This is a genomic window from Streptomyces sp. H27-D2 (genome assembly GCF_035828615.1).
Classification (GTDB): Bacteria; Actinomycetota; Actinomycetes; order Streptomycetales; family Streptomycetaceae; genus Streptomyces.
The window spans coordinates 1-9,767 of record NZ_JAYMZR010000162.1; the positions used below are offsets into that span (position 1 = coordinate 1).

General features: G+C 72.9%; 10 protein-coding genes, 1 tRNA gene and 1 pseudogene. 5 read left to right on the top strand and 7 right to left on the bottom strand.

All coding sequences use genetic code 11. The features are described 5' to 3' along the window. Positions 1–2,024, top strand: a 2,024-nt coding sequence (locus QMK28_RS32845) for a helix-hairpin-helix domain-containing protein (RefSeq protein WP_326443351.1), incomplete at its 5' end; no start/stop codon positions are given. 134 nt (positions 2,025–2,158) lie between these two features. On the opposite strand, the gene QMK28_RS32850 is transcribed toward QMK28_RS32845, so the two are convergent. Further along, complete coding sequence (locus QMK28_RS32850) at positions 2,159–2,938, bottom strand: hypothetical protein (RefSeq protein WP_326443352.1); 780 nt, start codon at positions 2,936–2,938, stop codon at positions 2,159–2,161. Positions 2,939–2,985: 47 nt separating this feature from the next. Here QMK28_RS32850 and QMK28_RS32855 point away from each other — a divergent pair, with 47 nt between their 5' ends. Beyond that, positions 2,986–3,174, top strand: coding sequence for a DUF5703 family protein (locus QMK28_RS32855; protein ID WP_326443353.1), 189 nt, complete (start codon positions 2,986–2,988; stop codon positions 3,172–3,174). A gap of 96 nt (positions 3,175–3,270) precedes the next feature. On the opposite strand, the gene QMK28_RS32860 is transcribed toward QMK28_RS32855, so the two are convergent. The 3 genes from QMK28_RS32860 to QMK28_RS32870 form a co-directional block, all read right to left on the bottom strand. Beyond that, positions 3,271–4,266, bottom strand: coding sequence for a chaplin (locus QMK28_RS32860; protein ID WP_326443354.1), 996 nt, complete (start codon positions 4,264–4,266; stop codon positions 3,271–3,273). A 140-nt stretch (positions 4,267–4,406) separates the two neighbouring features. Continuing rightward, positions 4,407–4,640 carry a chaplin gene (locus QMK28_RS32865; protein WP_326443355.1) on the bottom strand — a complete coding sequence of 78 codons (234 nt, stop codon included), beginning with the start codon at positions 4,638–4,640 and terminating at the stop codon, positions 4,407–4,409. Between the two features lie 142 nt (positions 4,641–4,782). Beyond that, complete coding sequence (locus QMK28_RS32870) at positions 4,783–6,120, bottom strand: M20/M25/M40 family metallo-hydrolase (RefSeq protein WP_326443356.1); 1,338 nt, start codon at positions 6,118–6,120, stop codon at positions 4,783–4,785. Positions 6,121–6,351: 231 nt separating this feature from the next. Here QMK28_RS32870 and QMK28_RS32875 point away from each other — a divergent pair. Then, a tRNA-Leu gene (locus QMK28_RS32875) sits at positions 6,352–6,439 on the top strand. Positions 6,440–6,527: 88 nt separating this feature from the next. Here QMK28_RS32875 and ddaH read toward each other — a convergent pair. Next, positions 6,528–7,304 carry a dimethylargininase gene (ddaH, locus tag QMK28_RS32880; protein ID WP_326443357.1) on the bottom strand — a complete coding sequence of 259 codons (777 nt, stop codon included), beginning with the start codon at positions 7,302–7,304 and terminating at the stop codon, positions 6,528–6,530. Positions 7,305–7,357: 53 nt separating this feature from the next. Between ddaH and QMK28_RS32885 the strand changes: the two genes are divergently transcribed. After that, positions 7,358–7,777, top strand: a complete 420-nt coding sequence (locus QMK28_RS32885) for a (2Fe-2S) ferredoxin domain-containing protein (RefSeq protein ID WP_326443358.1) — start codon at positions 7,358–7,360, stop codon at positions 7,775–7,777. A gap of 136 nt (positions 7,778–7,913) precedes the next feature. On the opposite strand, the gene QMK28_RS32890 is transcribed toward QMK28_RS32885, so the two are convergent. Both QMK28_RS32890 and QMK28_RS32895 read right to left on the bottom strand, forming a co-directional pair. Further along, positions 7,914–8,612, bottom strand: coding sequence for a cytochrome b/b6 domain-containing protein (locus QMK28_RS32890; protein WP_326443359.1), 699 nt, complete (start codon positions 8,610–8,612; stop codon positions 7,914–7,916). Beyond that, a complete protein-coding gene (locus QMK28_RS32895; protein WP_326443360.1) occupies positions 8,596–9,261 on the bottom strand; it encodes a molybdopterin-dependent oxidoreductase in 666 nt (221 codons plus the stop codon). Before QMK28_RS32895 ends, QMK28_RS32890 begins: the two co-directional genes overlap by 17 nt. Before the next feature lie 299 nt (positions 9,262–9,560). On the opposite strand from QMK28_RS32895, the pseudogene QMK28_RS32900 reads away from it, so the two are divergent. After that, positions 9,561–9,767: pseudogene (locus QMK28_RS32900) on the top strand (hypothetical protein); the annotation flags it as partial.

The following is a 9,767-nucleotide window of genomic DNA, read 5'->3' on the forward strand; positions in this document are numbered from 1 at the left end:
CGGCTGCGGCTGAGCACCCGGACTCCGGTGCGGGCTCGCACGCGGGCCCGGATGCGGAGGAAGCCGGCCTCGCGGCGGCCCCGCAAGGCCGGCCTCTGACCGACCGGACGGCGGACTCCCCCGCGAGCCGGCTGCCGGACGAGGCCTCCGTACCGGAGGTACTCGCGGCCGGCGGCGCTCCCGAGGGGCTGGCCGCGAAGGCCGGCGAGGTGCTCGGGCAGCGAGCCGCCAAGGTGCTGCGGGAGGACCCGTGGCAGTTGCTCGCCGTCCCCGGAGTGCGCTTCGAGCAGGCCGACGGCTTCGCCCGCGCGCTGCTCGGGTCCGGCTGCGGCCCCGGCGACGAGCGGCGGGTCCAAGCCCTCGTCGGCCGGCTGCTGGAGCAGGCCGCCCTCGAAGGCTACACCGTGCTGGACTCCGCGGACCTGCGGGACGCCCTGGCCAAGCACGCCGTGCCGGACCCCGACGAGGCGCTGCGCGGTGTGATCGCCGACGGCCGCGTGCTGGTCTTCCAGGACCTGTTGGAGGCCCCTCCGGGCACCCGGCCCGCAGCCGATGAGGACGACGAGGCGCTGCCCGTCCGGGTGCTGCTCGGGCTGGACCGCTACGCCCTCGCCGAGGAGAGCCTCGCGGACGGTCTCGCGCGGCTGCTCAACACCTTCGAGCCGGAGGGCGGTTCCGGTACGGGCGGTGCGGACGAAGCGGCACCGGCCGCACCGGGCGCCGCCGACTGGGAGGCAGCGGCGGCAGCCGCGCCCACCCGCTCCGCCGCCGAGCTGATCCGCTCGGTCGCGGCGAGCGGCCTGGTCGCCCACTCCGGAGGCGAGGCGGCCCGCGCCGAGCCGGCCGCGCTGGTCGCGGCGGCCCGCTCGATGGGCCTGCGGGCCTGCGCCGCCACGCACAGCGACGACGGCCGCCGCCGCCTCGCCGCGGCCCTCGGCGAGACCACCCCGAGCGCGCGGGAGATCCCGCAGGCGCGGGAAGCCCGGAGCGGCCAGGAGACAGCGCGAGCCGCGGAACCGGCCGGAACGCCGGACGCGTCGGAGAACCCGCCCGGCCCGGCCGCCGTCACCGTGGCCGGGCTGCTGTCCGGGCAGGAGGGGCCGGGGCGGGACGAGGACGGCGCGCTCGCACTCGATCTGCTCGTCGTGCTGGACGCCCCGCAGCTCGACGTGGAGAGCGCGGCGATGCTCGTCGAGTCGGTGCCGGACGGCACCCGGCTGGTGCTGTCCGGTGACCCCGGCGTCCTGTGGTCCGCGGGCCCCGGGCGGGTCTTCGCCGACCTGCTGGCGGCCCGCAGCTGTCCCCAGGTGGTGTCCAGGACGCCCGACCCGGGCCCGATCGGCGAGCTGGTCTCCGGCATCGGGATCGGTGAGTTGAGCCAGGTGGAGGCGCCGGGCAAGGAAGTGGTGATCGTCCCGGTCCGCGACGCAGGTGAAGCGACGCACCGTACGGTCCAGTTGGTGGCCGACTCGGTGCCGCGCGCGATCGGCGTGTCCCCGGAGCACACCCAGGTCATCACTCCGGGCCACGGCGGCGCGGTCGGCACCCGCGCCCTCAACGCGGCCCTCAAGGAACGGCTCAACCCCGGCCCCGGCCGCTTCGGCGGCTTCGACCCCGGGGACCGGGTCGCGTACGTCCCGGCTCCCGGCCGCACCCAGCCGGGCTCGGTCGTCTCGGCCGACGCCGAGGGGCTGCACCTGGACTGCGGCGGCGTCCCCGTCGTCGTACCGCCGGACCGGGTTCCGGAGGCGGTGCGCCACGGCTGGGCCCTCACCGCGCACCAGGCGGCCGGCCTGCGCTGGCCAGCCGCGGTGGTGGTGCTCCCCGGCGACGCGGCGCAGGCCCTCACCCGCGCCTGGGTCTACACCGCCTTCAGCCGCGGCGAGCGGCATCTCTCGGTGGTGCACGGTGTGGATCAGGCGCTCGCCCACGCGGTCACCGAGATCCCGGTGAAGGAGCGCACCACCCGGCTGCGGACGCTGCTCCGTACGCAGGCCGCCGAGGCGGCGGAGGTCCTCGGGTAAGGCGGACGGACAGCGGCGGCCCGGACCGGAGGGCGTCCGAAAGGGGACGGCGCGGGCCGCACGGTGGCCCGCGCCGGAAGCCTTGCCGCTCAGCGGACCGCTCGCTCAGAAACCTTTCCGCTCAGTGGCCCGCGTCAGTGGTCCGAGCGGTCGGACTGGAGTGATCCCCGCGCGTCCGCCGGCCCGACCGCGTCCGCCGGCCCGACCGCGTCCGTCGCGTCCGTCGCGTCCTCGTCGTAGTCCGAGTCGAACTCGTCGTCCAGTTCGTCGTCGAAGACCGAGCTGACGTCGAAGCGGCAGATGACCCGGTGCGGATCGGCCTGTTCGAAGGGCGCGGACAGCCATTCCCCGGGTTCGGTCGGCTCCTCGGCCGCCGCCACCCACAGCGTGGAGTCGCCCTCTTCGAGGCCGAATTCCTTGTGCCGGGAGGCGATCTCGTCGGGCTCGTACTCACCGAAGAGCACCCCGAGGGCGGCATGGACGCTGCTGCCGACCACTCCGGCGGCGCCGCCCGCCGCCTCCGGGTCGAGCCGGGAGAATTCGCCGGGGACCGGGGCCGCGTCCGGGTCGGCGTCGGCCACCCGCTGGGCCTGTGCGAGCAGCCGCTGCGGCTCCATGACCGAGTAGTCCCGGCGGATCAGCACGCTGAGCGCGTTCGGCTCCTCCGGCCCCCGGTAGGCGGGGAGGCTGTCGCCGCTGGGGATCTCGAACGGGGTCACTTCGTCGAAGACCTCGTAAAGCACCTCGTCATACGACTCGGCGGCCGCGGCCAGCAGGTCGAAAGCGGCGTAAACGGCCGGATCGTCTTCTCCGGAACGGCGCTCGACCGCGTCGAGGTGGCGGTCCAGTGCGTCTTTGACCGCCTCGACGGCGGCGCGTACCTCGGCAGCGGACGACTGCGCAGCATCAGACATAGTGCAGACGCTATCCGCACCCGGGCACTGCACGCACAATAGATGCGATGCCGGAATACGAATTTCGTGACGTGTATGTGCCGCGGGGAGTCTCGCGCGCCGCTGCCGCCCGTCTGCTGACCGACCACGCCGAGTACGAGCACTGGGAATTGGACCGCCTGCGTCTCTACCCCGACGGCACCCGCAGAGTGCGGTTGCGCCGCCGGATCATCCGCCAGGTGCGGGCGACCTGGTGACTCCGCGCGCTCCAGCGTGACACGACCGGGTGACGCGAGAGCGGAGCGGGCCCGCTGTATCGGGCCCGCTCCGCTCAATGCTGACGCTGTTCGCTCTCAGCGCTGTGCCACGCGGGCACGGCGGTAGAGAACGGCGCCGCCGAGCAGCATCGCGGCACCCGTCGGCAGGGCCAGGCCGAGCGCACCGGCGCCGGTCTGAGCGAGCTGCTCGCTGCCCTTGGGCGGGGTGACGGTCTGCGTCTTCGGTCCCTTGACCTCGGGGCCGTGGTGGCCCGGAGTGCCCGGGTTCTCGGGCGAGCCAGGGTGGCCCGGGTGCTCGGGAGTGCCCGGGTGGCCCGGGTGCTCGGGAGTACCGGGGTGGCCCGGGTGCTCGGGAGTGCCCGGGTGGCCCGGGTGCTCGGGAGTACCGGGGTGGCCCGGGTGCTCGGGAGTACCGGGGTGGCCCGGGTGCTCGGGAGTACCGGGGTGGCCCGGGTGCTCGGGAGTACCGGGGTGGCCCGGGTGCTCCGGGTGACCGGGGTGACCCGGCTTGCCGGGCTTCGAGGGCACGTTGGCGCACTCGTTGCCCATCGCGGGGTTCAGCAGCCCGATGACCGAGACGCTGTTGCCGCACACGTTCACCGGAACGTCGACCGGCACCTGCACGTTGTTGCCGGAACCGACGCCGGGCGAGCCGTGCGTTCCGCCTTCCGCGTGCGCGCCGCTGCCGTGCGTCCCGTTGTGACCGCCGTTGTGACCGCCGCCACCGCCGTTGTGACCGCCGTTGTGGCCGCCGTTGCCGTTGTGACCACCATTGTGGCCGCCGTTGTGACCGCCGTGGCCGCCGTTGTGACCGCCGTGGCCCGTGTGTGAGACGTTGGCACAGCGGTTCCCCATCGCGGGGTTCAGCAGTCCGACGACGCTCACGGTGTTCCCGCACACGTTCACGGGGACATGCACGGGGACCTGGACCGAGTTTCCGGCCACGACGCCCGGCGAACCGACCGCGGCACCCTGGGCACCCGCGTCGGCGTGCGCGAAGCCACCGGTGCCTGCGAGCATGCCGCCCGCGGCAGCCGCGATGATCAGGCCTTTCCTTGCGACCTGTCGCATAGGTACGTTCCCTTGCCTTAATGCCTGCTGGAATGCGCACGGGCGTCTACTCGCGCGCTCAATGCCAACCGGCCCCGGAGTGCACGGGATGCACTCCGGGGCCGGTCCGGACTCACACCCTTACGGGTTGAGGCACAACGTCAGTCGTTGATGCAGGTGTTGCCGAAGGTGGGGTTCAGCAGCCCGACCAGGTTGACCGTGTTGCCGCAGATGTTCACGGGGATGTGAATGGGCACCTGGACGACGTTGCCGGAGAGGACACCCGGGGAGCCGACAGCGGCACCCTGCGCTCCCGCGTCCGCAACAGCCATGCCCGCGCCGGCGAGCACGAGACCACCGGTGATTGCCGCAGCAGCGACGATCTTCTTGATCATTATTCCTCCTCGTTGGCAATGCGATCCCAGCCGCGGACCGCACACCCTGTAACGACGCGGAGGAGGGTGAGCTACGAGCCAGTCACTTCGTTCACTCTTTCCGGCTAACTGCGCACAAACGCCCGATTGCTGAAGTTTCGTTTCAGCTCTGGTCGATAAAACGGTCGAGAACGCGCACGCCGAACTTCAGACCATCCACCGGAACTCGCTCGTCCACCCCGTGGAACATGCCGGCGAAGTCCAGCTCGGGCGGCAGCTTGAGCGGCGCGAAGCCGAAGCAGCGGATGCCGAGGTCGTCGAAGGACTTCGCGTCCGTGCCGCCGGAGAGGCAGTACGGGACGGCGCGCGCGATCGGGTCCTCGGCGCGCAGCGCGGACTGCATGGCGTCGACCAGCGATCCGTCGAAGCTCGTCTCCAGCGCCTTGTCGGCGTGCACGTCCTCGCGCTTCACACGCGGGCCCAGGATCCGGTCGAGGTCGGCGAGGAACTCCTCCTCGTGGCCGGGCAGGAAGCGGCCGTCCACGTGGGCGGTGGCCTGGCCCGGGATGACGTTGACCTTGTATCCGGCGCCGAGCATCGTCGGGGCGGCGGTGTTCTTCAGCGTCGCCCCGATGAGCTTCGCGATGCCGCCCAGCTTCGCCAGGGTCTCGTCCATGTCCTCCGGGTCGAGCGGGGTGCCGAGCGCGTCGGAGAGCTCGTCCAGGAAGGACCGCACGGTCTTGGTCACCCGGACCGGGAACTTGTGCCGGCCCAGCCGCCCGACCGCCTCGCACAACTCGGTGATGGCGTTGTCGTTGTTGGTCATCGAGCCGTGCCCGGCCGTGCCGTCCACGGTGAGCCGCATCCAGTGCATGCCCTTCTGCGCGGTCTCGACCAAGTAGAGCCGCAGGTTCTCGTTGACGGTGAAGGAGAAGCCGCCGACCTCGCCGATGGCCTCCGTCACGCCCTCGAAGAGATCCGGGTGGTTCTTCACCAGGTGCTTGGCCCCGTAGACGCCGCCGGCCTCCTCGTCGGCCAGGAAGGCGAGCACGATGTCGCGCGGCGGCTTGCGGCCGGAGCGCATCCGGTCACGGATGACCGCGAGCGTCATCGCGTCCATGTCCTTCATGTCGACCGCGCCGCGCCCCCAGACGCAGTCGTCGGCGATCTCGCCGGAGAACGGGTGGTGCGTCCAGTCGTCCGCGTTGGCCGGCACGACGTCGGTGTGGCCGTGGATGAGGAGCGCGGGGCGGGACGGGTCCTCGCCCGCGATCCGCGCCACCGTGGAGGCCCGGCCCTTGTGCGACTCGAAGATCTTCGGTTCGAGCCCCACCTCGGCGAGCTGCTCCGCCACGTATTCGGCGGCCGCGCGCTCCCCCGGGCCCGAGTGGTCGCCGTAGTTACTGGTGTCGATCCGGATCAGGTCACGACAAAGGTCGACGACCTCGTCCTCGCCAGTGACGGTGCGGGTACCTGCCGCGGTCGAATTCGACGCGCTCACGCTGCCTCCTCGTGGTTCACAGCCGCGTCACGCCCGTTCTGGGGCGCGCTCCGCGGCGGGGGTCCACTGCCATCCTCCACCTGCCGCCCTCCCGGCCCAAGGCCGCAATGCCGCGTACACGCGCTGGTCACAGACCTGCGCGCACTCTGCCGAGCGGGTGATCGACCAGCATCAGATGTTTGCTATGGTTTTCCACGTCGCAACGGCTACCGGCCAGGCGGCAGACACCTTGTCCGGGTGGCGGAATGGCAGACGCGCTAGCTTGAGGTGCTAGTGCCCTTTATCGGGCGTGGGGGTTCAAGTCCCCCTCCGGACACCACATCAGACAAAGCCCCGCGGAATCCCGTGGGGCTTTGTCCTTGTCCCGGTCCGCCGCTGCGTGCGGCGGGGCCGCCCCCAGCGCGCTGTTACCCGTACAGCTCGCGCAGCCGCACCGACAGGCAGGTGACGCAGCCCTCCAGCTTCTCGAACTCGCTGATGTCCACCGGGACCGGCGTGTAGCCGAGGTCCGCGAGGAGGTCGGCGCTCTTGGGGGCGCTCGCCGAGATCAGCAGCCGGTCGCCGCCGAGCAGCACCACGTGGGCGCCCGTCTCCTCGGGGACGGGCAGGAAGTGCGGGAAGATCGCCGGGTCGTCGACCAGCGGCGGGTAGCCGACGACGGTGCCGTCGGGCAGCGCGGTCACGGCGGACTTGAGGTGCAGCACCTTGCTGACCGGTACGGCGACCACCCGCGCCCCGAGCGGTTCGAAGGTCGCGCGCAACTGGCGCACGCCTTCCGCGTCGGTGCGCCCGCCCCGGCCGACGTACAGGGTGTCGCCGATCTTGAGTACGTCCCCGCCCTCCAGGGCGCCCGGTTCGCGGACGCGGTTGACCGAGCAGCCGAGCGCCGCGGCGGCAGCCTCGGCCGCCGCCGTCTCCGGCAGCCGGGACGGTGCGCCGGGGCGGGCGACGAGGGCCACGTTCCGGTACACCACGAGGGTGTCCTCGACGAAGACGCTGTCCGGGCAGTCGTCCGCCGCGGGGACCTCGACCGTCTCCCAGCCGTGCTCGCGCAGCGTGTTGACGTAGCCGTCCCACTGGCGCAGCGCCAGGGAGGCGTCGACGGGGGTCCGGTCGATGTGGGTGACGAGGCCCTCCGCGAGGCGGGGGCCTGGGCGGCGGACGAGTGCCTTCTTGCTCGGCATGGGGCTTCCTCTCGGTGACCGGTCGGTTCCACCCCATGCGTATCATCAGCCCGATGATTTCGAACAACACCCGCCGACGGAGCCCGGAGCGGGCCGGCGCCACGGCGACGCCCTGCGGGGTCACCGTCTGCCGGGGCTGCTGCTGCGGCGATCCGGCGAAGGTTCCCGGGGTGGACCACGCGGCCCAGCTGGTCCGGCTGCGGGCCGACCTCGACGGGGTGGCCCGGGTGCGGGCCTCGGAGTGTCTGGACGTCTGCGATCAGGCGAATGTGATGGTCATTCAGCCGTCGGCGGCGGGCCGGGCGGCCGGCGGGCGGCCCGTATGGCTGGGGCTGGTCAACGACGAGGACGCGCTCTCCGACATCACGGCCTGGGTGCGGGCCGGCGGGCCGGGGCTGGCGGAGCCGCCGGGCGTGCTGGATCTCTACGCGTTCAGCGTCTCGCGCCGGGTGGAGAAGGGCCTGACAGGCTGACGGGCCGCGGGGGCCGGCCGGAGGAGACCGGTCGGGGACCGGCTGAGGGGGCTTACGCAAGCGTCCGTCCGTACCCCCGTCCCTCCCCCCGCTCCCGCCCCCGACCCCGTGCTCGGCGGGGCGGGCGTTCCATCGCTCAGAGCCGGTCTTCCGACCGGCGTGAGCCCTCCGGTCGCCCCTCCCCCTGGCGCTGCTCCTCCTCCGTCCGCCGCTGCTCCTTCTCGTAGCGCCAGAGCGGGTGTTCGCGGCGGGCCCAGCCCGGCTCGACCGAGCCGGTGCGCATGCCGCGCCGGGCCTCCGGGTCCCCGTACGCCATCGCCACATGTCCGGCGAGCACGATCCCCATCGCGAGGGCCAGCCAGTCGTGCAGGAAGGTCGCGCTGGTGCGCCACACCAGCGGGGCGAGGTGGGTGAGCCACATCAGCAGCCCGGTGCCGGTCATCACGAGCACGGCGCCCGCGATCCAGCCCGCGTAGATTTTCTGGCCGGCGTTGAACTTCCCGGCCGGGCGCTCGCCTGGGCGGTGGTCGCGGCGCAGCGCGGCGCGCAGCCAGCGGCGGTCGTACGGGCCGAAGCGGTTGAGCCTGCCCAGGTCGCCGCGGAAGGCCCGCGAGCCGAGGCCCAGCAGGGTGGGGACGGGGATCAGCAGCCCGGACCACTCGTGGAGCATGACCATCAGGGCGCGGCGGCCGACGAGTTCGGCGAAGACCGGGAGGTAGAGGCAGGCCGCGGTGAACACGCAGACGCCGGTCAGGACGGCGGTGGTGCGGTGGATCCAGCGTTCGGCGGGGGTGAAGCGGCGGACCCGCCGTGCTGTGTCAGGTCGTCGGAGCATCGTCGCGTCCGTTCGAGCGGCCGACCCAGGCGTCGATGTCGTAGCCGCGCTCTTCCCAGTAGCCGGGCTGGACGGCGCGGGTCACGGTGATCTTGGACAGCCATTTCGCCGACTTGTAGAAGTACATGGGCGCGGCGTAGAGCCGGACCGGGCCGCCGTGCGAATGGCTGAGCGGCTTGTCGCGCATGCGCAGCGCGACCAGGACGTCGGGGCGGCGGGCCTGTCGCAGGGTGAGGCTCTCGCTGTACGTGCCGTCGAAGCAGCTGAAGCGGATCGCTTCGGCGTCGGAGCGGACGCCGGCCGCGTCGAGCAGCCGGGAGAGGCGCACCCCCTCGAAGGGGGTTTCCGGCACCCGCCAGCCGGTGACGCACTGGACGTCGCGGACCATGCGGTGCTGCGGGAGGGCGCGCAGGTCGGCGAGGCCGTAGTGGCCGGGTTTGTCGACGAGGCCGTCGACGGTGAGGCGGTAGTCGCTCTCGCCGCGGTGCGGGACGGAGGCCGCGACGGAGTAGTAGCGGAACCCACCGCCCGCCGGGAGCAGTCCGGTCAGGCCGGTGGGGTCCTTCTCCGCGGCGGCGCTGACGACGCCGTCGAGTCCGCGTTGCAGATAGGGCGCGGCCGCCAGGCCGAGGGCTCCGGTGGCGAGCATGCCGAGCACGAGCCGTCGCCCGACGGGCGCGCCCCGCCCGTCGGGGTCGGTGGTGGGGTCATTGCCGGTGTTCACCTCTTGATTCGAACACTTCGGGACGCCAGGAGCCAGGTTTGGGGGCGGAACGTCAGACTTCCGTCATCACCCGGCGGGGCGCGGGCCTCAGAGGGCCGCGCCGGGCGCGCGGGCGCAGCCTCGGGGCGCGGGTTCGCGAGGGCGCGCCAGGGGGTGCGGACGGGCCTCCGGGGCGCGGCGGTTCGTCCATGCGCCGGGGGCGCGCTCCGCGTCTAATGGCGCGTATGACTCGTACAGCTCATACGCCGCGGAACCGCACAGGGTTCGCCGGGCGGGCCGCCCGCCGTGTGCCGCCCGCCGCTTCGGCGGCTTGCGCGGCCGTCCTGCTGACGCTCCCCGGCACGGGTACCGCGGTGGCCGTGCCGCAGGCGGTGCTGCCCGCGCGGATGTCCGACACCGGGGGCGGCAGCCAGTTGATCACCGCGCGGGCA

Bases quoted from the DNA above. Each gene is read 5' to 3' on its own strand.
- QMK28_RS32895 (WP_326443360.1), bottom strand. From the start codon at position 9,261: ATGCTCGCCACCGGAGCCCTCGGCCTGGCGGCCGCGCCCTATCTGCAA.
- QMK28_RS32865 (WP_326443355.1), bottom strand. From the start codon at position 4,640: ATGATCAAGAAGATCGTCGCTGCTGCGGCAATCACCGGTGGTCTCGTG.
- QMK28_RS32885 (WP_326443358.1), top strand. From the start codon at position 7,358: ATGATTTCGAACAACACCCGCCGACGGAGCCCGGAGCGGGCCGGCGCC.
- QMK28_RS32860 (WP_326443354.1), bottom strand. From the start codon at position 4,266: ATGCGACAGGTCGCAAGGAAAGGCCTGATCATCGCGGCTGCCGCGGGC.
- QMK28_RS32850 (WP_326443352.1), bottom strand. From the start codon at position 2,938: ATGTCTGATGCTGCGCAGTCGTCCGCTGCCGAGGTACGCGCCGCCGTC.
- QMK28_RS32890 (WP_326443359.1), bottom strand. From the start codon at position 8,612: ATGCTCCGACGACCTGACACAGCACGGCGGGTCCGCCGCTTCACCCCC.
- QMK28_RS32855 (WP_326443353.1), top strand. From the start codon at position 2,986: ATGCCGGAATACGAATTTCGTGACGTGTATGTGCCGCGGGGAGTCTCG.
- ddaH (WP_326443357.1), bottom strand. From the start codon at position 7,304: ATGCCGAGCAAGAAGGCACTCGTCCGCCGCCCAGGCCCCCGCCTCGCG.